The sequence below is a fragment of the Comamonas sp. MYb21 genome, assembly GCF_037479395.1.
Classification (GTDB): Bacteria; Pseudomonadota; Gammaproteobacteria; order Burkholderiales; family Burkholderiaceae_C; genus Comamonas.
The window spans coordinates 22,681-45,166 of record NZ_JBBGZC010000005.1; the positions used below are offsets into that span (position 1 = coordinate 22,681).

The window sequence follows — 22,486 nt, forward strand, 5'->3', positions numbered from 1 at the left end:
CAGGTCCCCTGTGTCTTTGTCTCAAAAGTGGGGCCGGCTCCGTCACCAGATGCCGACCCGATGTAATTCAGTTCCATTCTGACACGAGAAACGTGCACAGGGAGTTACATCGCGGTTTCATTCGATGTGCGTTTGCACAATTGCGTAGCCCCAAAAAAACACCTGCGCGGCACGGGGGCCGGGCAGGTGTACTGTCAGGAGGCAGTCGCTGGTATCAGGCCAGATCGGCAGGCCGGGCCGCGCCATCGCGCATCAGCGCCTCGATCTCGTCGGCCTTCACCGGCACACCGCGCGTGAGCAGCTCGCAGCCGTCGTCGGTGATCAGCGCGTCGTCCTCGATGCGGATGCCGATGTTGTGGAAGGCCTCGGGCACGCCGTCGGCCGGGCGCACATAGATGCCCGGCTCGATAGTGGTCAGCATGCCGGGGCGCAGGATGCGGCTGGGGCGGTTGAGGATCAGCTCGCCCGAGAGCGGATCGCGCCGCTCACTGGTGTGCCCGAGCTCGCTGGGCTCGATGTAGCTGCCGCAGTCATGCACATCCATACCCATCCAATGGCCGGTACGGTGCATGTAGAACTGGAAGTAGCTGCGGTTGTCGATGACATCCTGCACGCCGCCCACCTTGTTTTTGTCGAGCAGGCCCAGATCGAGCATGCCCTGGGCCAGCACGGCGACGGTGGCGTCATGCATGTCGTTGAAGCGCTTGCCGGGCCGGGCCAGCGCAATGGCCGCATCCTGGCTGGCCAGCACCAGATCGTACAGATCGCGCTGCGGGCCTGTGAACTGGCCGTTGGCCGGGAAGGTGCGGGTGATGTCGCTGGCATAGCCATCGAGCTCACAACCGGCATCGATCAGCACCAGCTCGCCGCTGCGGATGGGCGCGGCATCGGCGCGGTAGTGCAGCACGCAGGCATTGGCACCGGCGGCCACGATCGAGCCATAGGCGGGGTACTGCGAGCCGTATTCGCGGAAGGCCTGCAGCAGTTCGGCATCGAGGTGGTATTCGCGCACGTCCTGCCCGGCGCGAATCATGCGGGCCGAGCGCTGCATCGCCAGGATGTGGGCGCGGGCGCTGATGTCCCCTGCGCGGCGCAGGATCGGCACCTCATGCGCATCCTTGAACAAGCGCATCTCGTCGAGCACGGCACACAGATCGCGCTGCTGCTCGGGCACCAGCGCGCCATAGCGGGTGCGGGCGCGCACGCCGTTGAGCCATTGGGCCACCGTGCCCTCGAGCCCCTGGTGGATCGCAAACGGGTACCAGACCACGCTGCGGTTCTCCAGCATCTTGGGCATGCGGGCGGCCTGCTCGGCCACCGAATAGGCTTTGCTCACGCCCAGCGTCGCCACGGCGGCCTCGGGCCCCAGCCGGTAGCCGTCCCAGATCTCGCGCGCCAGGTCCTTGGGTGCGCAGAACAAGGTGGTCTTGCCATCGGCGCTGATCACCAGGCTGGCGTTGGGCTCGGTGAAGCCGGTCAGGTAGTAGAAATAGCTGTCGTGGCGGTACAGAAAGTCGCTGTCGCGGTTGCGCGGGTGCTCGGGCGCGGTGGGGATGATGGCGATCCCGCCCTCGCCCAGCTGGCGCGCGACCTGGGCGCGGCGCTCGGCATAGACGGACTGTGCGGGAATGGCTGGGGTGGGGGCGGGTGCTTGCATGCTGCTATCGTACTGCAGAGCTTTACCACTGCGCCTGAGGTTGCATCTGCGTGACAAGCCCTTGAGATCGTTTTTATGATTTAAGAGAGTTGGCACATAATGCCGCATGCCCCACCGCTGGAAACCCAACGTCACCGTGGCCGCCGTCATTGAGCGCGATGGCCGATTTTTGCTGGTAGAGGAAGACACCTCGGACGGCATCCGCCTGAACAATCCGGCAGGCCATCTGGACCCTGGCGAATCCCCTATCCAGGCCTGTGTGCGCGAGGTGCTCGAAGAGACGGCCTTTGACTTCAAGCCCTCGGCCCTGCTGGGCATCTACATGAACCGCTTTGTGCGCAGCAAAAGCGGCGCCGACACCACCTATATGCGCTTTGCCTTTACCGGCACCGTTGGCGCGTTCTACGAAAACCAGCCGCTCGACGAAGGCATACGCCGCACCGTCTGGATGACCGCCGACGAGATGCGCGCCGAGGCCCACCAGATGCGCAGCCCGCTGGTGCTGCAATCGCTGGACGACTACCTGGCCGGCCAGCGCTTTGCGCTGAACCTGATCTACACCGATGTGTCCGTGCTGGTGCAGCCCGACGGGGTGAGACCGCTCGAATAGGCGCGCACCAACAACAAGCCCATGGCCCAGCACCATGGGCTTTGTTTTTGGCGGCGCGCCGTCTGCGCTTGGCGCTAACGCGATTGCGCGCAGCGGGCAGGCATGGCAAGGTGCATCCACACCATAACGAGGAGACACACCATGCCAGACCGCAACCCCTGTCGTTTTGCCACCCGCCTGGCGCTGCCGCTGGCCGCTGCGCTGCTGGCAGCCGGCTGCAGCTCGCTGGGCACCCCGCCCACCCGCCAGCACAGCGCCAGGATTGCCGGGCTGGAAAAGCCCGCCGAGGTGCTGGTCGACCAGTGGGGCGTGCCGCATATCTACGCGGGCACCACCTATGACGCCTTTGTGGTGCAAGGCTATATGGCCGCGCGCGACCGGCTCTGGCAGATGGACCTGTGGCGCAAGCGCGGCCTGGGCCAGATGGCCCAGGACTTTGGCCCGGCCTGGGTCGAGAGCGACAAGGCGGCGCGCGCGGTGCTGTTTCGTGGCGACATGTACCGCGAATGGCTGGCCTATGGCTCGGACTCCAAGCGCGTGGCCGAAGCCTTTGTGGCCGGGGTGAATGCCTTTGTCGCCCAGACGAAGGCCGACCCCGGCCTGCTGCCCGAAGAGTTCAAGCTGCTGGGCTACCAGCCCGCGCAGTGGGCCGCAGAAGACACGGTGCGCATCCGCCACCATGGCCTAACCCTGAACTTTACTGGCGAGGTGGACCGCGCCCAGGCCTTTTGCGAAGGCAAGCACAACGGCGCCCGCGTGGACTGGCTGCGCCGCGAGCTGGTGCCCGATGTGAAGCCGCAGGTCCCGCAAGGGCTGGAGGTCTGCGGCCTGCCCGGCAAGGAGCTCAAGCGCGCCTATGCGCTGGCTACCGCCAGCCCGCGCTTTACCAAGGAAAACGTCAAGGTCTCCGTGCAGGACATGGCCCCCGAGCAGCTGCTGGCACTGGCCGAATCGACCTTGAACCAGCCCGATGCCAACACCCTGGCCAGCTACGGCAGCAACAACTGGACGATTGCGCCGGGCATGACCACCACCGGCCGCCCGATTCTGGCCAATGACCCACACCGCGCCCACGGCGCGCCCAGCCTGCGCTATATCTCGCACATCTCGGCTCCCGGCATGGATGTGATCGGCGCTGGCGAGCCCTTCCTGCCCGGCATCTCCATCGGCCACAACGGCCGCATCGCCTTTGGCCTGACGCGCTTCTACATGGACCAGGAAGACCTGTATGTGTACGAAACCAACCCGCAAAACAGCAAGGAGTACAAGTACTTGGGCCGCTGGGAGCCGATGACCCGCGTCACGGAAAGCATTGCCGTCAAAGGCGCGGCCCAGCCGGTGATCGTCGAGAACTGGTACACCCGCCACGGCCCGGTGCTGGCCGCCGAAGGCAACAAGGCCTATGCGCTGCGCGCCGCCTGGCTGGACCTGGGCATGGCGCCCTATTTCGGATCGATGGACTACATGCGCGCGCAGGACTTTGACCAGTTCCGCGCCGCGATGAACCGCTGGGGCGCACCGGGCGAGAACCAGGTCTATGCCGACAGCAGCGGCAATATCGGCTGGATCCCCGGCGGGCTCACCCCCATCCGCCCCAACTGGGACGGGCTGATGCCGGTGCCTGGTGACGGCCGCTATGAATGGACGGGCTACCGCCATGGCGATGAGCTGCCCTGGGAGTTCAACCCCCAGCGCGGCTATGTGGTGACCGCCAACGAAAACAATGTGCCGCCCACGCACCCGCTCTACCAAAAAGGCATTGGCTACGAATGGTCCGACTCGGCCCGCGCGCAGCGCCTGCATGGCCTGTTTGAAAAGGCCGCCAAGGACGGCAAAAAGCTCAGCGTCGCCGACTCCGAAGCCTGGCAGACCGACATCGTCGCCGTACCGGCCCAGCGCCTGCTGAAACTGCTGGCACCACTGCAAAGCAACGATGCCCAGACCGCCCAGGGCCTGGCGTTGCTGCAGGGCTGGGACGGCACCATGGCCAAGGACAGCGCCGCTGCTGCGCTGTACGAAGTCTGGAGCAATGCCACCCTGAAGAAAGCACTGACCGACCAGGTGCTGGCCGCCCACGAGCGCAGCTTTGCCAAGGAGACCAGTGCCACCCGCATGATCGCGGTGCTGGAGAGCCCGCAGGGCTGGATGAGCGAGGCAGAACGCGACCAGGTGCTGCTCTCGTCCATCGCCCCGGCGATGCAATGGATCCAGACCAAGCTGGGGGCCGATGCCAAGAGCTGGACCTGGGGCAGCCTGCACCAGGCGATCTTTGTGCACCCGCTCGCCGGCGTGGTGGACAGTGCCACCAAGCAAAAGCTCAATGTCGGCGTGGGCGGCATCGGCGGCTCCTGGGCCACGCCCATGGCCACCAGCTACAACGTCGATACCTACCAGCTGACCTCGGGCGCGTCCTTCCGCATGGTCGTCGACGTGGGCAACTGGGATGCCTCGCGCGTGGTCAACACGCCCGGCCAATCGGGCAACCCGGCCAGCCCCCACTACCGCGACCTGGCCAACACCTGGGCGGCAGGCCAGTACTTTCCGCTGGCCTACTCGCGCAGCGCGGTGGAGAAAGCCACCCGCGAGCGCATTGCGCTGACGCCGCAATAAGCCCGGCGGGCGGCGTCTGCTGGGGACCTTGGGCGCTTATCGGCGCTGTTGGTCACCGTTGGGCGACAAAACGCCACATAGCCCTAGCGAAGCAGGCGCCTGCCGCCAGGCGGATAATTGCACCCATGGTTAAACAGCGCATCGTAGTGGGGCTGAGTGGCGGCGTGGATTCGGCCGTCACCGCGTATTTGCTCAAAAAACAGGGGCACGAGGTCGTCGGCATCTTCATGAAGAACTGGGAAGATGACGACGACAGCGAGTACTGCTCGTCGAACATCGACTTTGTCGATGCCGCAGCCGTGGCCGACGTGGTGGGCATCGAGATCGAACACGTCAACTTTGCCGCCGACTACAAGGACCGGGTGTTTGCCGAGTTTCTGCGCGAATACCAGGCCGGCCGCACGCCCAACCCCGATGTGCTGTGCAATGCCGAGATCAAGTTCAAGGCCTTTTTGGACCATGCCATGCGCCTGGGCGCCGAAAAGATCGCCACCGGCCACTACGCCCGCGTGCGCCAGAACCCCGACACCCAGCTCTTTGAGCTGCTCAAGGGCCTGGACCCGGCCAAGGACCAGAGCTATTTTCTGCACCGCCTGAACCAGGCGCAGCTGTCCAAGGCGCTGTTCCCGGTCGGTGAGCTGAAAAAGACCGAGGTGCGCCGCATTGCCGAAGAGATCGGCCTGCCCAATGCCAAGAAAAAGGACTCGACCGGTATCTGCTTTATCGGGGAGCGCCCTTTCCGCGATTTTCTCAACCGCTACATCAGCAAGGAACCGGGCCTGATCCTGGACGACCGCAACCGCAAGCTGGGCAAGCATGTGGGCCTGTCTTTCTACACCCTGGGCCAGCGCTCGGGCCTGGGCATTGGTGGCATCAAGGAAAAAGGCGCAGCGCGTGGCGCGGGCGAGCATGCGCCCTGGTTTGTGGCGCGCAAGGAGCTGGACAAGAACATCTTGCGCGTGGTGCAAGGCCATGACCACCCCTGGCTGCTGTCGCAGGCGCTGGACGCCGACAACACCAGCTGGGTGGCCGGCCACCCGCCCGCTGCCGGCACCTATGGCTCCAAAACCCGTTACCGCCAGCCCGATTCGCCCGCCATCATCGGCGCCGATGCCACGCCCGCGCATTTCCACCTCGACTTCCCCGAGGCGCAATGGGCGGTGACGCCAGGCCAATCGGCCGTGCTGTATGACGGCGAAGTCTGCCTGGGCGGCGGCATCATCGCCAGCGTGGCGCCTTCGGCGGCCGCTTAAATAGTTAAGCAGGCGCGCCAGGCGCCTGCGCTGCCCCCGGCAGCTCATCGCGCAAGATCCAGGCGGCTTCTTGCGTGCAGGCATGCGCGGGGTAGCGGATCTTCATGCGCATGAACACGCGCACCGCCTGGTCCGGCTTGTTGGCGCCTTGCTTGAGCACGCGCACCGTCAGCTCCAGCGCCTGGGGCACCAGATCGCTGCCGGCATAGCTTTTCTCGAAACCATGCAGCAGGGCCAGCGTATGCGGCAGCTGCATGCGCTTCCAGGCCGTCTGCGCCAGCGCCAAGGTATGGCTGGCCTCGTTCAGCCGAAAGCCCTTGTCGCGCTTGTAGCAACTGCCCCAGACCTCCAGCGCATCGCTGCTGCGCTGCTTTCGCAGCAGCAGCGCGATATAGCTTTGCGCATGGCGCGCCAGCTCACCCGCCTTGTCGCTGAGCTTGAGCACGCGGTGGTAGCGGCGCTGGTCGGCCAGGCTATCGGGCTCGCTGCGCTGCCACTCGCGCGCTTCGGCCAGGGCGGCGTTCATGTCGCCGTTCTGCACCAGCTGGGCCACCTGGGCATCGCGGCGCTGGGCCAGCGCGGTCTGCGGGTCCAGCACCGGCGCGCCCGCTTCGGCCTGCGGCGCCTTGTCCGGCGTGATGCCCAGGTCTGCATGGTTCTGGTACATCACATAGCCAATCATTGCGGCGATCACGCCGTTGAAATAAATCACCACAAAGGCCAGCAGGGGCGCCAGCAACGCCTGGGGCATCACCGTGACCAGGAGCGCAAAGGCCATCGGCACGCCCTGCATCAGCAGGAACAGAAACAGGCACAGCAGGCCATAGGGCAGACCGATGGCGCCCATCGTGCTCAGCAGCATGAAGGGGTTGATGGCAGCGCGCAGGCTGCCGCTGGTGATCAGCACCATCAAGGTGGCGGGGATCAAGAAAGATGAGAGCAAATCACCCAGTGCGCCCAGTCCCGGGCTGACCCGGGCGAGCATGCCGATCAGGAAGCCATGCACCAGCAGCACGCCAAAGAACTTCCAGGGCAGCACCTTGAGGTCGGCATCGCAGGGGTAGTCATCGTAGTCATTGCTGTCGAGCACACCGTGCGAGGCATAGGCCGCAATCTTGAACGCATGCCGGCTGATCGCCAGCAGCAGGCCCACTCCGACGAGCAAGCCGATCAATAGGCCCCACATCAGCATATAGGCGCAGAGCGACAGCACCAGCGCATACAGCAAGGGCTTGCGCTGCAGCGGGAACAGGAAAAAACTGTTGAGCTTGCGCCAGAAAGGCTCGATCACCCATTGGGCGCTGTCAACGTCGTCTTGCTGTGGTGAACGCAGTGGGCCCATGGCCAGCCTTTCTGTCTGCCGCCCTCACTGGCGCAGCTTGGCAGCGATCATAAGGCATGGCTTCACGAAAACTTTACATGGAGCTGACGCACCAGGGTGCTAACCACTGCCGCCCATGCGCTCGACCCGCGTTCAGGTGCTGGCCTGGCTGAGCCAGCGCGTCACCGGCTCCTGCGGTGCGGCGCGCTGCAGCGCGGGCAGCCAGCGCCGGGCGTCTTCCAGCCGGCCGGCCTTGGCCAGGCCATTGACCACCAGCGCCAAGGTGGCGGGCCAGTGCGGGTGGTCGGCAGCGCTCTCCAGCTGCTGGCAGATTTTTTGGGCATCGTCCCATGCACCCAGGCGCACAAAGCTGCGCGCCAATGCATGCAGGCTGTTGTCGCTGATGCGCGGGGCGGGCCGGGCGCGGTCCACATAGCTTTGCCAGCTGTGGTGCTGCAGCTGGCGCAGCGCTTCTGTGTTGGCCGGCAGCTTGAAGATGGCGCGGGCCGCGCGGTGAAAATCCTCGCTCGCCGGCGCATGGCGGGCGCTCTCGAACCAGGCGCGCAAGATAGCGGCATCGCTGGGTGCCAGCTTGGCGGCCTGGCGCCAGGCGGGCGCTGCCAGCTCAAAGGCCAGCGCATCGGTGTGCTTTTGCGCGCGCTGCACGGCGGCGGCCAGTGCGGCGCTCTGGGCCTGGGCCTGCTGCTTGTCACGGGCGGCCACCTCCACCACCGACTCCTTGCGCCGCAGCTGCAGGTAGAGAGCCATCAGCAGGCCACCGGCCAGCAAGCCGCCAAAGTGCGCCATGTAGGCCACGCCCTGCTGCCCCATGAAATGCTGGGCCAGCTCAAAGCCCATCCATACCGGCAGCACCACCAGCGCGGGCCAGGTGGCGTAGTTGAAGTAGAAGGCCAGCATGTAGAAAAAGCGGATGCGCCGCATGCGGTAGAGCACCACATACATGGCCATCAGGCCGGCAATCGCGCCCGATGCGCCCAACCCATAGCTGCCGGAGCCCGCATAGAACAGGCCCGCAAACAGTGAGGCGCTGACCCCCGCGACCAGGTAGAAGCACAGGTAGAGCCCCGCGCCCAGCGCCATCTCCAAGGTGAACCCGAACAGAAACAGAAACACCATATTGCCCAGCAGGTGGCCGGTGCTGCCGTGCAGGAAGGTGGAGGTCAGCGCCTGCAGCGGCTGCAGCCCGGCACCGGCCTCATAGCTCATCGCCCAGCGGGTGGTAAAGGGCTTGGACTCCAGCGGCGCAAAGCGGGCGCGGGCGGCCTGCCATTCGGCATACAGCGGATCGGCCGCTGTGATCACCTCACCGGCCAGCAGCTGGCGGCGAAAACGCCCCTCCTGCTGCATCAGCATGTAGATCTGGCCGTAGTCCTGGTTTTTTTGCAGGCCCTGCACCATGCGCACCATCTGCGGCAGGATGCGGCTGTCCGGTTTGCGGCTTTGTGCCTGCAAATAGGTCACAAAGGCCGGCACCTCGATCGCCGGCAGCGCCGTATGCGCATAGGTTTTCGATGCGCGCTCTGCCGCCCGCTCCTCCCCGCCTTGCCAGACCCAGAACACCAGGCAGTTGATCGCGATCAGCAGCAGCGTCATCCACGGCGGTGACTGCCAGGAGGGCTTGTTTTCCAGAGGGATGGCGATAAACATGGCGACTATTGTGCAGTCGCCATGCCGGCGCAGTGTTGGATTTTTGCCTTAGCTCAGGGGGCGCTGATGCGGTGCAGCGCCGGCTTGGCCACACGCACATAGTCCTGCGCATTGAGCACCATCGAGCGGTCCAGCCGCCCGGCATTGAAGGCGATCTCGGCATGGCGCTCCACCAGGTCCGGGTCCACCACCAGCGCCACCTGCGGGCCAGGGCTGAAGGGCGGGATCGCGCCGATCACGCAGCCGGTCCGCTCCGTCGCCTCTTCCGCGCTGGCCATCGTCATCTTGGGCAGGCCGAGCGCGGCAGCCAGCAGGCGAAAGTCCAGTTTCTGGTCGCCCGGCAGCACGGCCAGCACCCAGTGCTCGGCATTGCGGGTCTTGCACAGCATGGCCTTGGCACCCTGGCCTGGCGTCGTGCCCCGGATGCGCGCCACCTCATCCGATTTGCCCTCGGCCGGGTGCTCCAGCACCCGAAAGCGCGCGCCCTCTCCCTCTAACAACTGCTGCAGATGCGCAAACACGCTCATGGCTGCACTCCGGGCGCGACCACCGCGCCTTGCACCTGGTGCTGCGCCAGCGCCTGGGCGACAAAACCGCTGGCCTTGGCCGCTTCCACAAAGGCGGCCAGCCACTGGATGGCGGCCTCGCCCCGGCTCTTGGGCAGGCCCATGGCCTGCTGGATCAGCATGAAATGCCCGGGCAACAGGCGCAGACCGGCATGGCTGGCCACCGCCGCCTCCAGCTGCACCTTGACGCCTGCGGCCACATCGCCCTGGGGTTGCAAAAAGACATCGACCACCGCAGGCGATGTGGGCGCGCGCAGGATGCGGGCGTTTTTCAGCGCACGCGTGAGGTAGAGGTCATAGGCGCTGCCCTGGCCGACCACCACCTCGTGCGCGGCCACATCCACCTGCGCGTTGTCGCTCAGCGGCGAATCACTGCGCACCATGTAGGCGCCTTCGATCAGCACATAGGGGGCCGAAAACCCAATGCCCGCGCCCCGCACCGGATCCACCGCGAAAAAGCCGACATCGGCCTGGCCCTGGGTGACGGCATCGACCGAATGGGCGGCCGCCTCAAACAGCTGCAGCTCCAGCGGCAGACCCAGTTGGGCCGCCATGCGCGCGGCCAGATCGACGGAGACGCCAGCAGCCGAGCCATCGGGCCTTTTGTGCGCCAGCACCGGGTTGCCCACATTGATGGTCGCACGCAGGCGCCCGCCGGGCGCGATGAGGGATGCGATCTTGGAGCTATCCGAGGTATTGGCGGTATAGGCGGAATCGGTGCTAGGAGTCATGGCCGCTTTCATGCAAGGTTGAACAAAGGGCATGCCGTCAGCTGCGCGCCCCTATTCAGGGCGGCACGGCCGCCATCAGGGGTCTGCCGGGCCGGCATTGCGCGCGGCGCGTTCAGCGCCCATGCCGCATTCTCTACCGGCGGCAAAGCCGCAGTGGGCACTGGCCTTTTGCGCCCAAGCCGCTGGCCCGGCGCTGGCTAAACCAGTCAGGCCAGCCAAGCCCGCGCAGCCGGCCCGCATGCCGCCGGTCCTGCCCGCTGCGGGTTTTACGCTTTGAATCATATGGTGGCTTGGCAACCTACCTTCTAGTAGGTATAGTCAATATCAACGCCATAACCCAGGTCCATTGACAATGTCTACCCGCGAAAAAATCATCCTGCTCAGCAACCACTTGATCCAGCAGCGTGGCTTCCAGGGCTTCAGCTATGCCGATCTGGAGGCGGGTATTGGCATTCGCAAAGCCAGTATTCACCACCATTTCCCCAGCAAGACAGACCTGGGAATTGCCTACTGCGACTACAAGCGGGCCGATTTCAAAGCCCTGGAGGCCGAGCTGCAAAAGCTGCCCGCCGGCGTGCCGCAACTCCTGGCCTATCTGGATGCGTTTGCCGACTGTGCGGCGCAGGGGCAAATGTGCGGTGTCTACGCGATGCTGTCCGACAGCCACCTGTTTTCGCCCGAACTGCAAACGGCGGTCTACCAGCTGGCACAGACCGAGCAGCAGCTGCTGCAAGACATTCTGGTCGCGGGCCTGCGCAGTGCAGCCCTGCATTTTGCGCAGCCCCCGGCAGAGCTGGCCATGGTGGTCAGCTCTGCGATCAAGGGCGCGCTATTGCTCAACCGCATCCCGCCCCATGGGGCCTATGACCGCGCTGCCAAAGCCATTGTGGACTGGCTGAGCGCCGCCCCATGACATCCGCATCCCAGCCCCTTTTTTAACCAGGAGACCACCATGAAAAATGCCATCCATCGCTTTATTCGCTCCGATGCCGATATCGCTGTGCTGCGAGTCTCGGTGATCTTTATTTTTGCGCTGTTCGGCACCTTCAAATGGTTTGATTTTGAGGTCGCCGAGTTGGAGCCCCTGATCTCGAGCACCTGGCTCAGCTTTCTCTACACGCTCTTCGGTGTGCACGGGGGCAGCTACTTTCTGGGCGTGGTGGAGACCTTGGCATTTCTGGCACTGATAGTCGGCTTCAAAATGCCCGCTTTTGGCGTCGTCGGCGCCCTGGTCGTCATCGCCACCGGCATCACCACCTTGAGCCTGCTACCCCAACTCTCCACGCTGGACGGTTTCATCGTCAAGGACGTGCTGCTGATTGGCGCCGGCGTTGTGCTGCTCAAGTTCGATCTGCGGCGCCAGCTGAACACGCCAGAAGCGAGCGCAACCGGCAGCGCCGCACCGTTCCGCTGAGAACCGGCTCAAAGGCGGGGGCCGCCGGGCGTGCCAGCCTTGCGCGGCCATCAAAAAAGCCCCTGGCTCTCGGGAGCCAGGGGCTTTCGCAACACAAAAAAATGCGTTGATGGTGAATTAGAACGGAATATCGTCGTCCATATCGTCAAAGCCCGACGCAGCGCGTGGGGCCGGCGCAGGCATGGGTGCCGGTGCTGGACGGGGAGGCGGTGCCTGGCGGGGTGCGGCAGCTGGAGCCATCGCCGGTGCGGGAGCCCGGCGCTGGTAGTTGCCTGCGGGTGCACCGCCGCCGCCACCGCCCTGGTCACCGTAGCCGCTGTCGCCATAGCCGTAGTCATCGCCACCGCCCTGACCGCCACCGCCGCCCTGGCCTTGGCGGCTGCCCAGCATCTGCATCGAGTCAGCGCGGATTTCCGTGGCGTAGCGTTCCTGGCCGGTGGCCTGGTCGGTCCACTTGCGGGTGCGCAGGCTGCCTTCCACATAGACCTGGCTGCCCTTGCGCAGGTACTGGCCGACGATTTCAGCCAAGCGGCCATTGAACACGACGCGGTGCCACTCGGTGGCCTCCTTGTTCTCGCCGCTGTTCTTGTCGCGCCAGCGGTCGGTGGTGGCGATGGTGACGTTGGCCACCTGGTCGCCCGAGGGGAAGGTGCGGATTTCAGGGTCGCGGCCGAGGTTGCCGACGATGATGACTTTGTTGACGGATGCCATGGTAGAGGTAGTTCCTTTGAAAAATGGGCGCCTACTATGCGTTGGCAGTGTTGCAGGCATTGCAGCCTTCAAAGCGCCCATCACTGTGATTCAGGGGCGTATCCTACCCCAAAGCGGCCGGTCCTTCTCTGCGGGTGGCCGCAGATCCTGCAACAGGGCCTGCCAGGCCTGCCCCATTCCCAGCCAGTGCTTACTTTTGTGCAGCGCCAGCAGCAGCCACGGCGCGGCCCAGCGGCTGCAGCGGCCAGGTCAGTACCAGCCACAGCAGCGCCAGCGCGCTGGTGGCGATGAACAGATCCGTCACGCTGCCCCAGCGGGTCAGCGCCCCACCGAGCGCACCGCCGGCAAACAGGCCCAGTGATTGCAAGGTGTTGTAACTGCCCAGTGCCGCGCCGCGCAGCGATGCCGGCGCCATGCGCGAGACCAGGCTGGGCTGCGTGGCCTCCAGCGCATTGAAGCCGCAGAAAAACACAAACAGCAGCACGCCCATCAGCCACAGCGCGGGCGCATGGCCCGAGGTCGCCACCAGGCCCAGGGCCATCTGCACCAGGGCCACCAGCGCAATCGAGCCCAGCAGGGCGCCGCGCAGGTAACCGCGCCGCTCCAGCGCAAACAGCCCACCCATCAGCACAAAGGACAGCAGCACGGCCGGAAGGTAGACCTGCCAGTGCTCGGCCTTGGGCAGGCCTGCGGCCACCAGCATCGCGGGCACGGCCACCCACATCGACATCTGCACCGTGTGCAGCACAAACACACCGGCGTTGAGGCGCACCAGGTCGGCATGGCGAAACACCTCGCGCAGGCCGCCGCGCGCGCCGCCCCGGTGCAGCAAAGGCTCAGGGGGCACGACCCACAGCACCACCGCAATACCGCCCAGCGCCAGGCCGCAGGTCATCAAAAACAGGCCGCTCAGGCCGATATGCACCACCAGCAGCGGGCTGAGCACCAGCGCCAGCGCAAACATCAGGCCGATGCTGGCGCCCACCAGGGCCATGGCCTTGGTGCGCACTTCGTCGCGGGTCTGGTCGGCCAAGAGCGCCGTGACGGCCGCAGACACCGCGCCGGCACCTTGCAGCGCCCGGCCCAGCAGCAGGGTATGCAGGTTGCCCGCCATGCCGGCGATCAGGCTGCCGGCGGCAAATACCAAGAGGCCCAGCACAATGACCTTTTTGCGCCCGAAGCGGTCAGACGCCATGCCCAGCGGCAGCTGGCAGAGGGCCTGGGTCAGGCCATAGACGCCCATGGCCAGCCCGACCAGGGCCGGGTCATCACCGCCCGGGTATTTGTGGGCCTCCAGCGCAAACACCGGCAGCACCAGAAACAGGCCCAGCATGCGCAATGCAAAGATCAGCGCCAGGCTGAAGCTGGCGCGCCGCTCGGCCGGCAGCATGGCCGTGGAAGAAGAAACAGAAGTGAGAGACAAGGGCGATACGCAGGCAAACAAGGGACGGATGGCGACGATCGCCAGCGGCAAGTGTAGAGCGCAGCCGCAAGCCCTGCTGGCAGACGGAATCTCTGCGCCCAGCAGCGCATCAGAAACCATAGCTAGGCGCAAAGCTGCAGCAAGCCCTCACCTCGGTTTTGGCGCCAGACAGCGGGCCATGCCCCTGGGTTTATCCGCAACGCATGTGCAGCGATACCCGGCAGATTGCACAACGAACGGGCAGGCTGGCTATCATGAGGGGTTTTGGATCTTGAAGCCCACATGCCACCACGCACCCCCACCGACCCTTCCGCTGCCATCGACTTGCACCATGAACTCGGCCTGTCCGAGGCGCAGCAGGACGACAGCCGCTACCTGGGCGCGCGGCTGGCACACAGTCGCATCGCCATCCGTGGCGCGCGCACGCACAACCTCAAGAACATCGACCTGGACATTCCTCGCCACCAGCTGGTGGTGATCACCGGGCTGTCGGGCTCGGGCAAGTCCAGCCTGGCCTTTGACACCTTGTATGCCGAAGGCCAGCGCCGCTATGTCGAGAGCCTCTCGGCCTATGCGCGCCAGTTTCTGGGCCGGCTGGACAAGCCCGATGTCGACCTGATTGAGGGCCTGTCACCGGCCATCTCGATCGAGCAGAAGGCGACCAGCCACAACCCGCGCTCGACCGTGGGCACGGTCACCGAGATCCATGACTACCTGCGCCTGTTGTATGCCCGCGCAGGCACGCCGTTCTGCCCCGACCACAACCTGCCGCTGGCGGCCCAGACCGTCAGCCAGATGGTCGACGCCGTGCTGGCCCTGCCCGAGGACACCAAGCTGATGATCCTGGCGCCGGTGGCACGCGGCAAGAAGGGCGAGTTCGTCGAGCTGTTTGCGCAGATGCAGGCGCTGGGCTATGTGCGCTTTCGGGTCGATGGACAGATGTACGAGCACGAGACCCTGCCCGCGCTGGCCAAGAACGAAAAGCACGATGTCGATGTGGTCATCGACCGGGTCAAGGTGCGCGCCGGGCTGCAGCAGCGCCTGGCCGAAAGCATTGAGGCGGCACTGCGCGTAGGCGGCAACGAAGGCAATGGCCGCGTGCTGGCGCTGGAGATGGACACGGGCGAAGAGCATCTGTTCAGCAGCAAGTTCTCCTGCCCGGTCTGCAGCTATGCGCTGGCCGAGCTGGAGCCGCGCCTGTTCTCCTTCAACTCGCCCCAGGGCGCCTGCCCATCCTGCGATGGCCTGGGCCTGCACGAGGTGTTCGATGTCGAGCGCGTGGTGGCTTTCCCCACGCTCAGCCTGGCCAGCGGCGCCATCAAGGGCTGGGACCGGCGCAATGGCTACTATTTTGCGATGCTCGAGAGCCTGGGCCGCCATTACAAGTTCAACATCGAGCAGCCTTTCGAGAGCCTGCCCGAGGCGGTGCGCCAGGTGGTGCTGTATGGCTCGGGCGACGAAGAGATCGCCTTCAAGTACGAGCTGGCCAGCGGCGAGAACGCCGGCAAGATGGTCACCAAGAAGCACCCCTTTGAAGGCATCCTGCCAAACATGACGCGGCGCTACCGCGAGACCGATTCGAGCATCGTGCGCGACGAGCTGGCCCGCTACCAAAGCGTGCAGCCCTGCCCCGACTGCCACGGCGCGCGCCTGCGCCGCGAGGCGCGCTTTGTGCGCGTGGGTGATGGCGACCAGGCCCGTGCGATCCAGGACATCAGCCAGGTCACCCTGAGCGAGGCCCACGCCTGGTTCACCACCGTGCAGCTGACGGGTGCCAAGGCCGATATTGCCGCGCGGGTGATCCAGGAAATCAGCACGCGGCTGCAGTTCCTCAACGATGTGGGCCTGACCTACCTGAGCCTGGCGCGCAGCGCCGAGACGCTCTCGGGCGGCGAGGCGCAGCGCATTCGCCTGGCCTCGCAGATCGGCTCGGGCCTGACGGGCGTGATGTATGTGCTCGACGAGCCCTCGATCGGCCTGCACCAGCGCGACAATGACCGCCTGATCGCCACCTTGCAGCACCTGCGCGACATCGGCAACAGCGTGATCGTCGTCGAGCACGACGAGGACATGATGCGCGCGGCCGACCAGATCATCGACATGGGCCCGGGCGCCGGCGTGCACGGCGGCCAGATCATGGCCCAGGGCCGCTACGCCGACATCTGCGCCCATCCGCAGTCGCTCACCGGCCAGTACCTGAGCGGCCAGAAATCGATTGCCGTGCCCACGCGCCGCACGCCCTGGCTGCCGGTGCTGGCCAGCACCGTGGGGGCACCCGTGGGCAAAGCCGCAGCGGACAAGGGCGGATCGCAGTTCCCTACCGTGCGCACCTCGCTGGAGAAAAAGCCCAGCGGAAAAGCCAGCAGCAGCGCCAAGGGCCGCAGCGTGCAGGAAGCGGCTGCCCCCGCCGAAGTGGACCCGCATGCGGTGCAAAGCCTGCGTCTCATCGGCGCCAGCGGCCACAACCTGCGCGATGTGACGGTCGATTTTCCCGTCGGTCTGTTCACCTGTGTCACCGGCGTCTCGGGCTCGGGCAAATCGACCCTGGTCAACGACACCTTGTATGCGGCCGCGGCCCACAAGATCAACCGCGCCCAGGGCGATGTTGCGCCCTACCAGGAGATCGAAGGCCTGGACTATTTCGACAAGGTCATCAATGTGGACCAAAGCCCGATTGGCCGCACGCCGCGCAGCAACCCGGCCACCTACACTGGCCTGTTCACGCCCATCCGCGAGCTGATGGCCGAGACCAACACCGCCAAGGAGCGCGGCTATGGCCCGGGGCGCTTCAGCTTCAATGTCGCCGGCGGCCGCTGCGAGGCCTGCCAGGGCGATGGCATGGTCAAGGTGGAGATGCATTTTCTGCCCGACGTCTATGTGCCCTGCGACATCTGCCAGGGCCAGCGCTACAACCGCGAAACCCTGCAGGTGCAGTGGAAGGGCCGCAATATTGCGCAGATCCTGGAGATGACGGTCGAAGACGCGCACGACTTCTTCCGCGATGTGCCCACCATTGCCCGCAAGCTGCAAACCCTGCTCGATGTGGGCCTGAGCTATATCCGCCTGGGCCAGAGCGCCACCACCCTATCGGGCGGCGAGGCCCAGCGCGTCAAGCTCGCGCAGGAGCTGTCCAAGCGCGACACCGGCCGCACGCTCTACATCCTCGATGAGCCGACCACCGGCCTGCACTTTGCCGATATCGACCTGCTGCTCAAGGTGCTGCACCAGCTGCGCGATGCGGGCAACACGATTGTCGTCATCGAACACAACCTCGACGTCATCAAGACGGCCGACTGGGTCATCGACATGGGGCCCGAAGGCGGCGCTGGCGGTGGACAGCTGGTGGCCCAGGGCACGCCCGAGCAGGTCGCCGCCAACCCGGCCAGCCATACCGGGCGCTATCTGGCGCCTTACCTCCAGCGCTGAGGCAGCTTGCCGCGCGTCAACGAACCAGTCCATCCCCACTGCAGCCATGCCAGCAAACCTGACTTTCCGCACCGCAACCCTGGCCGATCTGCCCGCCATCATTGCGCTGCTCGCCGATGATGCGCTGGGCCGCGAGCGCGAGGTGCTGGCCGACCCGCCCGATGCGCGCTATATCGCGGCCTTTGCCGCGATCTGCGCCGATACCAACCAGCGCCTGGTGGTGGCCGAGCTGGACGGGCAAGTGGTGGGCACGCTGCAGCTGTCCTTTGTGCCCGGCCTGTCACACACGGGGGCCTGGCGCAGCCAGATCGAATCGGTGCGCATTGCCGCGCAGCTGCGCGGCGCCGGCGCGGGCCAGCAGATGCTGGAATGGGCGGTGGCGCAGTGCCGCGCGCGGGGCTGCACGGTGGTGCAGCTGACCACCGACAAAAGCCGGGCCGATGCCCACCGCTTTTACGAAAAGCTGGGCTTTGTGCCCAGCCATCTGGGTTTCAAGCGCAAGCTTTAAGTGCCCGAGGGCTCCAGCCGAATCAGCTTGCCATCAGGCCCATCGGTGAGCAGGTAGACCAGGCCATCGGCGCCCTGGCGCACATCGCGGATGCGCTCGCCCAGCGATTCGTAGAGCCGTTTCTCGCCCGTCACCTTGCCGTCCTTGACCGCCAGCTGGGCGACACTACGCGACTTGAGGCCGCCCACCAGCAGGCTGCCCTTCCAGGCCGGGCCATAGCGGTCGCTCGTGACAAAGGCCATGCCCGAAGGCGCAATGCTGGGCACCCAGTAGTGCAAGGGCTGCTCCATGCCGGCCTTTTGCGTGCCTTCGCCGATCTTGCCGCCGCCGTATTCCTCGCCATAGGTGATCACCGGCCAGCCATAGTTCTTGCCCGGCTGGGGCCGGTTGATCTCGTCGCCGCCCTGCGGGCCATGCTCGTGCTGCCACAGGCTGCCATCGGCGGCGACGGCCAGGCCCTGGCTGTTGCGGTGGCCGTAGCTGTAAATCTCGGGCAGCGCATCCTGGCGGCCTGCATAAGGGTTGTCCTTGGGAGCGCTGCCATCCTTGGCAATGCGCACCAGCTTGCCATGGTGGTTGTTCAGGGTCTGGGCATCGTCGCGCTGCGAAAAGCGGTCCCCCAGGCTGAGGAACAGGTTGCCATCGGGCGTCTGGGCGATGCGGCAGCCAAAGTGGGCATTGCTCCTGGCCTTGGGGCGCTGGCTGAACAGCACTTTGACGTCTTCCAGTTGGCGCTCATTGGCCGCAACACGCGCCGTGGCCAGTGCCGTGCTGTTGGTGCCGGCTTGGGGCCCGGCTTCGCTGAAGCAAAAATAGATGCGGCGGTTGCTGGCGAACTGGCTGTCGGTCACCACATCGAGCAGGCCGCCCTGGCCGGCATCGACCACCTTGGGCACGCCTTGCAGCTCGGACTGCTTGCGGCCATCGGCATCGAGCAGCCAGAGCTTGCCGCTGCGCTCGGTCAGCAAAAAGCGTTTGTCCGGCAAGGGCGCGATGGCCCAGGGGTTGAGGTAACCGCTGCCCACAACCGTGGGCTTGGGCAGCGCGGGCGCCGCCGTCTGCGCTTGCACCGTGCTGGCGGCGCAGATGGCCATCAGCCCGCTGGCGCCCAGCGCCCATGAATAAAAACCCTTGCGTGCTTGTTTCTGTCTCATGTTTGCCCTTTGCGAAGTGCCTCTGACCTTACCATGCTGACCATGGAAACCCCCAACAGTTCCCCTTCGGCCTCCCCTAGCGCATCCGCTTCTGCCGCCGCCAGCCCGGCAGTCTGGGATTTTGTCGTGATCGGCGCCGGCATGGCCGGCAGCGCCACCGCCTGGCACCTGGCTGCCAGCGCCCAGGTGCTGGTGCTGGAGCAGGAATCGCAGCCCGGCTACCACACCACTGGCCGCTCGGCCGCGCTGTTTGAGGAGCACTATGGCCCCACCCAGGTGCAGGCGCTCACCCGCGCCAGCCGCCAGTTTTACGAGCAGCCGCCGGCCGACTTTGCCGAGCATGCGCTGGTCAGCCCCCGGGGCGTGCTGTATGTGGCAACGCCCGCGCAGTTGCCCGCGCTGCAAGCCGCCTACGACGAGGCGCGCCAGCACTCGCCCGGCGCCCGCTGGCTGGACAAGGCCGCGCTGAAAGCCTTTTTGCCGGCGCTCAACACCGAGGTGCTGGAAGCCGGATTTAGCGACGATGGCGCCCGCGATATCGATGTGCATGCGCTGCACCAGGGCTTTTTGAAGGGCATGCGCCGGCGTGGCGGCCAGCTGTGGAACGACGCCCAGGTGCAGGGCCTGCACTGGGATGCCAGCGCCGGCCACTGGCAGATCGGCCTGGCCGATGGCCGCCAGTTGCTGGCGCGCCATGTCGTCAATGCCGCCGGCGCCTGGGCCGATGAACTGGGCCAGATGGCTGGAGCGGCCGCCATTGGCCTCACACCCAAGCGCCGCAGCGCCTTTACCTTTGCGATGCCCGAAGGCATGGATGGCCAGCACTGGCCGGCCGTCATCGATATTGGTGAGCAGTGGTACTTCAAGCCCGATGCCGGCCAGCTGCTGGGCTCGCCCGCCAATGCCGATGCCACCCACCCGCATGATGTGCAGCCCGAGATGCTGGACATTGCCGAGGGCATTGACCGCATCATGCAGGCCAGCCACTTCGACATCCGCCGCCCCAGCCACAGCTGGGCGGGCCTGCGCTCCTTTGTCGCCGATGGCGAGATGGTGATCGGCTGGGATGGCCAGGCGCCGCAGTTTCTGTGGGTGGCCGCGCAAGGCGGCTACGGCATCCAGAGCGCCTATGGTTACGGCCTGCTGGCGCGCAACCTGGCCTTGCAGGAGCCGCTGGACCCGGCGCTGGCCAGCCAGGGTGTGCAGCCTGAAGCACTGTCGCCCACGCGCCATTTGCGCTGAATAGCGCAGCGCGAGCACGCAGCTGCGCTTGCTGGCACACTGCTGGAAAACCTTGAATAACATCCGGCGCTGCGCACACCAGCGCCTCCAGCCATGTCCGCTTCCAGCTCCCCTGTCCCCTTTCGCCCTACGGACCTCGCCTTGGCGCTGGTCGTGGTGGTGGTCTGGGGCATCAACTTTGTCATCATGAAATGGGGCCTGCAGAGCCTGACCCCGTTCGAGCTGGGCGCCCTGCGCTACCTCTGCGCGGCCTTTCCGCTGGTGCTGTTCATCAAGCCGCCGCGCGTGCACTGGCGCTGGGTGGTGCTGTTTGGCCTGCTGCAGGGCGTGGGCCAGTTCGGCTTCTTGTTCACCGCGCTCAAGGTAGGCATGACGGCATCGCTCGCCAGCGTGGTGCTGCAGACCCAGGTGTTTCTCACCGCGGTCTGGACCTGGGTGCTGCTGCGCGAGCGGCCCGGCCGCCCACTGGTGGCCGGCATGGGCATTGCGGCGCTCGGCCTGGCCTGCCTGCTGATCAATGAGCTGCGCAGCAATGGCGCTGGTGGCACCACCTTGGCCGGCCTGCTGCTGGTGCTGTGCGCGGCCACATCCTGGGCCTGCTCCAACGTGGTGGTGCGCCTAGCGCAAAAGGAAAACGCCCGCTACGACCCGGTGAGCTTTATTGCCTGGAGCAGCCTGATGCCGATTCTGCCCTTCATCGGGCTGAGCGCCGCACTGGACGAGGGCAGCGTCGGCAAGTGGCTGCAGGCAGAGACCTGGCAGCAGATTCCCGGGCTGGCCTGGATGTCGATCGCCTACCTGGGCTGGGTGGCCACCATCGTCGGCTATGGGCTGTGGACCAGGCTGATCCAGCGCTACTCCGCCAACCGGGTGGCGCCCTTTAGCCTCTGCGTGCCGGTCATTGGCCTGACCACCGGCATGCTGGTGCTGGGCGAGACGGTGACCGGCTGGCAGTGGGCCGGCGCGGTGTTTGTCGTGCTGGCGCTGGTGGTCGTGGTCTGGGGCGGCCGCTGGCTGCAGGCGGCGCGGCGCTAAGCTGCGCCCAACGAGACCGCGCTCAGCGGTCCTCGATCTTCGCGGTATCGACGATCTGCTGGTACTTGGCCACCTGGGCCTTCAAAAAGGCGCCCATGTCCTGGCCGGGCGCGGCCACCACATTGCCACTGGCTTCGAGCTTGGCGCGAAAGCTGGGCGACTGCAGCATGTCATCGATGGCCGCACGCAAGGCCTTTTGCACCTGCGGGGGCAGCTTGGCCGGGCCCATCAGCGCAAACCAGCTGTTGATATCGACCCTCGCAAACGCCGAGGTCTCGGCCAAGGCGGGGATATCGGGCGTGACGCTGGAGCGCTTGGCCTCGGTCGTGCCCAGCGCCACCACCTTGCCGGCGCGGATATGCGGCAGCCCCGAGGACAGCACAAACACGCCAAAATCCAGGCTGCCGCCCAGGAGGTCATTGGTCAGCGGAGCCACGCCCTTGTAGGGCACATGGGTCATCGCCACATCGCCGGCCTGCTGCACCATCTCACCGGCGATGTGCAAGGCCGTGCCCACGCCCGAGCTGCCATAGCTGTACTTGCCCGGGTTCTGGCGCAGCAGGCTGAGGAACTCCTGCGTGTTCTTGACGCCGCTGGCCTGCGAGGCAACCAGCACCATGGGCTGGGTCGCCACCAGGCTGATGGGCGTGAAATCCTCGAACACCCGGTACTTGATGGCCTTGTTGATCAGCGGCGCAATCGCCATCTCGTTGTTGGCCGACAGCAGCAGGGTGTAGCCGTCGGCCGCCGCCCGGGCCACCTTTTGCGCGCCGATGGCGCCACCGGCACCACCCAGGTTCTCGATCACCACCGGTTGCTTGAGCCGCTGCGCCAGCTCGGTGCCGACCATGCGGCCGACTGCATCGGTGCTGCCGCCGGGCGGGTAGGCAATCACCAAGGTGATGGCCTTGTTCGGGTAATGCGCAGCCGCTTGCGCGCCTGCCGCCATGCTGGCCGCCAGCACCAGCAGACCCAGGCAGGCCATCCGGCGCGGGCGAGAGAAAAGCATAGGGAGCATCGGAAGTCCTTGTGGCGGTGGAAAAGGCGTCAGAAGAAAAGCGGCAGGCGCATTGTGTCTTGGCCCAAGAAGCCCCCGCACTATTCCGGAAAAAGAAGCAGGGTCCGTGCCAGCCTGCAGCACGGACCCTGTCGTTCTT

Annotated in this window: 18 protein-coding genes; 9 read left to right on the forward strand and 9 right to left on the reverse strand. The window is 65.8% G+C overall.

The features are described from left to right. Positions 1-214 precede the first annotated feature (214 nt). On the reverse strand, positions 215-1,657 hold the full coding sequence (locus WH367_RS08410; RefSeq protein WP_339535450.1) for an aminopeptidase P N-terminal domain-containing protein: 1,443 nt from the start codon (positions 1,655-1,657) through the stop codon (positions 215-217). A 106-nt stretch (positions 1,658-1,763) separates the two neighbouring features. Between WH367_RS08410 and WH367_RS08415 the strand changes: the two genes are divergently transcribed. The 3 genes from WH367_RS08415 (at position 1,764) to mnmA (ending at position 6,130) form a co-directional block, all read left to right on the forward strand. Continuing rightward, complete coding sequence (locus WH367_RS08415; RefSeq protein WP_021027024.1) at positions 1,764-2,267, forward strand: NUDIX hydrolase; 504 nt, start codon at positions 1,764-1,766, stop codon at positions 2,265-2,267. A gap of 141 nt (positions 2,268-2,408) precedes the next feature. Then, positions 2,409-4,877, forward strand: coding sequence for a penicillin acylase family protein (locus WH367_RS08420; protein WP_339535452.1), 2,469 nt, complete (start codon positions 2,409-2,411; stop codon positions 4,875-4,877). A gap of 125 nt (positions 4,878-5,002) precedes the next feature. After that, positions 5,003-6,130 carry a tRNA 2-thiouridine(34) synthase MnmA gene (gene mnmA / locus WH367_RS08425; RefSeq protein ID WP_339535454.1) on the forward strand — a complete coding sequence of 376 codons (1,128 nt, stop codon included), beginning with the start codon at positions 5,003-5,005 and terminating at the stop codon, positions 6,128-6,130. Between the two features lie 4 nt (positions 6,131-6,134). On the opposite strand, the gene WH367_RS08430 is transcribed toward mnmA, so the two are convergent. The 4 genes from WH367_RS08430 to WH367_RS08445 form a co-directional block, all read right to left on the reverse strand. After that, positions 6,135-7,472 (reverse strand): hypothetical protein, encoded by a 1,338-nt coding sequence (locus tag WH367_RS08430; RefSeq protein ID WP_339535456.1) that lies wholly within the window; start codon positions 7,470-7,472, stop codon positions 6,135-6,137. Between the two features lie 132 nt (positions 7,473-7,604). Further along, a complete protein-coding gene (locus WH367_RS08435) occupies positions 7,605-9,119 on the reverse strand; it encodes a rhomboid family intramembrane serine protease (protein ID WP_339535457.1) in 1,515 nt (504 codons plus the stop codon). 53 nt (positions 9,120-9,172) lie between these two features. After that, complete coding sequence (locus WH367_RS08440) at positions 9,173-9,646, reverse strand: YbaK/prolyl-tRNA synthetase associated domain-containing protein (RefSeq protein WP_339535458.1); 474 nt, start codon at positions 9,644-9,646, stop codon at positions 9,173-9,175. Continuing rightward, positions 9,643-10,416, reverse strand: a complete 774-nt coding sequence (locus tag WH367_RS08445) for a transporter substrate-binding domain-containing protein (RefSeq protein WP_339535459.1) — start codon at positions 10,414-10,416, stop codon at positions 9,643-9,645. The genes WH367_RS08440 and WH367_RS08445 overlap by 4 nt, the downstream gene beginning before the upstream one ends. Before the next feature lie 352 nt (positions 10,417-10,768). On the opposite strand from WH367_RS08445, the gene WH367_RS08450 reads away from it, so the two are divergent. Further along, entirely contained in the window at positions 10,769-11,329 is a 561-nt protein-coding gene (locus tag WH367_RS08450) for a TetR/AcrR family transcriptional regulator (RefSeq protein WP_339535460.1), read from the forward strand. 39 nt (positions 11,330-11,368) lie between these two features. After that, the gene (locus tag WH367_RS08455) at positions 11,369-11,830 is read left to right on the forward strand and encodes a DUF417 family protein (protein WP_339535462.1); all 462 of its coding nucleotides are present in this window, start codon (positions 11,369-11,371) and stop codon (positions 11,828-11,830) included. Positions 11,831-11,947: 117 nt separating this feature from the next. On the opposite strand, the gene ssb is transcribed toward WH367_RS08455, so the two are convergent. Both ssb and WH367_RS08465 read right to left on the reverse strand, forming a co-directional pair. Further along, entirely contained in the window at positions 11,948-12,541 is a 594-nt protein-coding gene (gene ssb, locus WH367_RS08460; protein ID WP_021027012.1) for a single-stranded DNA-binding protein, read from the reverse strand. A 190-nt stretch (positions 12,542-12,731) separates the two neighbouring features. After that, positions 12,732-13,931, reverse strand: coding sequence for an MFS transporter (locus tag WH367_RS08465; protein WP_021027011.1), 1,200 nt, complete (start codon positions 13,929-13,931; stop codon positions 12,732-12,734). A gap of 315 nt (positions 13,932-14,246) precedes the next feature. Here WH367_RS08465 and uvrA point away from each other — a divergent pair, with 315 nt between their 5' ends. Then, a complete protein-coding gene (gene uvrA / locus WH367_RS08470; RefSeq protein WP_339535464.1) occupies positions 14,247-17,390 on the forward strand; it encodes an excinuclease ABC subunit UvrA in 3,144 nt (1,047 codons plus the stop codon). Positions 17,391-17,436: 46 nt separating this feature from the next. Beyond that, positions 17,437-17,898, forward strand: coding sequence for a GNAT family N-acetyltransferase (locus WH367_RS08475; RefSeq protein ID WP_339535466.1), 462 nt, complete (start codon positions 17,437-17,439; stop codon positions 17,896-17,898). Here the strand turns inward: WH367_RS08475 and WH367_RS08480 are convergent. Further along, positions 17,895-19,052, reverse strand: a complete 1,158-nt coding sequence (locus WH367_RS08480; RefSeq protein ID WP_339535468.1) for a PQQ-dependent sugar dehydrogenase — start codon at positions 19,050-19,052, stop codon at positions 17,895-17,897. The two genes, WH367_RS08475 and WH367_RS08480, sit on opposite strands and share 4 nt — an antisense overlap. A gap of 42 nt (positions 19,053-19,094) precedes the next feature. Between WH367_RS08480 and WH367_RS08485 the strand changes: the two genes are divergently transcribed. Together WH367_RS08485 and WH367_RS08490 are read left to right on the forward strand one after the other, a co-directional pair. Further along, positions 19,095-20,294, forward strand: coding sequence for an NAD(P)/FAD-dependent oxidoreductase (locus WH367_RS08485; protein WP_445228093.1), 1,200 nt, complete (start codon positions 19,095-19,097; stop codon positions 20,292-20,294). A 93-nt stretch (positions 20,295-20,387) separates the two neighbouring features. Then, positions 20,388-21,329 (forward strand): EamA family transporter, encoded by a 942-nt coding sequence (locus WH367_RS08490; RefSeq protein ID WP_339535472.1) that lies wholly within the window; start codon positions 20,388-20,390, stop codon positions 21,327-21,329. Between the two features lie 22 nt (positions 21,330-21,351). Here the strand turns inward: WH367_RS08490 and WH367_RS08495 are convergent, their stop codons facing one another. Continuing rightward, positions 21,352-22,338, reverse strand: a complete 987-nt coding sequence (locus WH367_RS08495) for a Bug family tripartite tricarboxylate transporter substrate binding protein (RefSeq protein WP_339535474.1) — start codon at positions 22,336-22,338, stop codon at positions 21,352-21,354. Positions 22,339-22,486 lie beyond the last annotated feature (148 nt).

Excerpts from the sequence above, each read along its gene's own strand:
- WH367_RS08415 (WP_021027024.1), top strand. The coding sequence starts at position 1,764 with ATGCCCCACCGCTGGAAACCCAACGTCACCGTGGCCGCCGTCATTGAG.
- uvrA (WP_339535464.1), top strand. The coding sequence starts at position 14,247 with ATGCCACCACGCACCCCCACCGACCCTTCCGCTGCCATCGACTTGCAC.
- WH367_RS08420 (WP_339535452.1), top strand. The coding sequence starts at position 2,409 with ATGCCAGACCGCAACCCCTGTCGTTTTGCCACCCGCCTGGCGCTGCCG.
- WH367_RS08490 (WP_339535472.1), top strand. The coding sequence starts at position 20,388 with ATGTCCGCTTCCAGCTCCCCTGTCCCCTTTCGCCCTACGGACCTCGCC.
- mnmA (WP_339535454.1), top strand. The coding sequence starts at position 5,003 with ATGGTTAAACAGCGCATCGTAGTGGGGCTGAGTGGCGGCGTGGATTCG.
- WH367_RS08465 (WP_021027011.1), bottom strand. The coding sequence starts at position 13,931 with ATGCTGCCGGCCGAGCGGCGCGCCAGCTTCAGCCTGGCGCTGATCTTT.
- WH367_RS08475 (WP_339535466.1), top strand. The coding sequence starts at position 17,437 with ATGCCAGCAAACCTGACTTTCCGCACCGCAACCCTGGCCGATCTGCCC.
- WH367_RS08430 (WP_339535456.1), bottom strand. The coding sequence starts at position 7,472 with ATGGGCCCACTGCGTTCACCACAGCAAGACGACGTTGACAGCGCCCAA.
- WH367_RS08480 (WP_339535468.1), bottom strand. The coding sequence starts at position 19,052 with ATGAGACAGAAACAAGCACGCAAGGGTTTTTATTCATGGGCGCTGGGC.
- ssb (WP_021027012.1), bottom strand. The coding sequence starts at position 12,541 with ATGGCATCCGTCAACAAAGTCATCATCGTCGGCAACCTCGGCCGCGAC.
- WH367_RS08440 (WP_339535458.1), bottom strand. The coding sequence starts at position 9,646 with ATGAGCGTGTTTGCGCATCTGCAGCAGTTGTTAGAGGGAGAGGGCGCG.
- WH367_RS08455 (WP_339535462.1), top strand. The coding sequence starts at position 11,369 with ATGAAAAATGCCATCCATCGCTTTATTCGCTCCGATGCCGATATCGCT.
- WH367_RS08435 (WP_339535457.1), bottom strand. The coding sequence starts at position 9,119 with ATGTTTATCGCCATCCCTCTGGAAAACAAGCCCTCCTGGCAGTCACCG.
- WH367_RS08485 (WP_445228093.1), top strand. The coding sequence starts at position 19,095 with ATGGAAACCCCCAACAGTTCCCCTTCGGCCTCCCCTAGCGCATCCGCT.
- WH367_RS08450 (WP_339535460.1), top strand. The coding sequence starts at position 10,769 with ATGTCTACCCGCGAAAAAATCATCCTGCTCAGCAACCACTTGATCCAG.
- WH367_RS08445 (WP_339535459.1), bottom strand. The coding sequence starts at position 10,416 with ATGACTCCTAGCACCGATTCCGCCTATACCGCCAATACCTCGGATAGC.
- WH367_RS08410 (WP_339535450.1), bottom strand. The coding sequence starts at position 1,657 with ATGCAAGCACCCGCCCCCACCCCAGCCATTCCCGCACAGTCCGTCTAT.
- WH367_RS08495 (WP_339535474.1), bottom strand. The coding sequence starts at position 22,338 with ATGCTTTTCTCTCGCCCGCGCCGGATGGCCTGCCTGGGTCTGCTGGTG.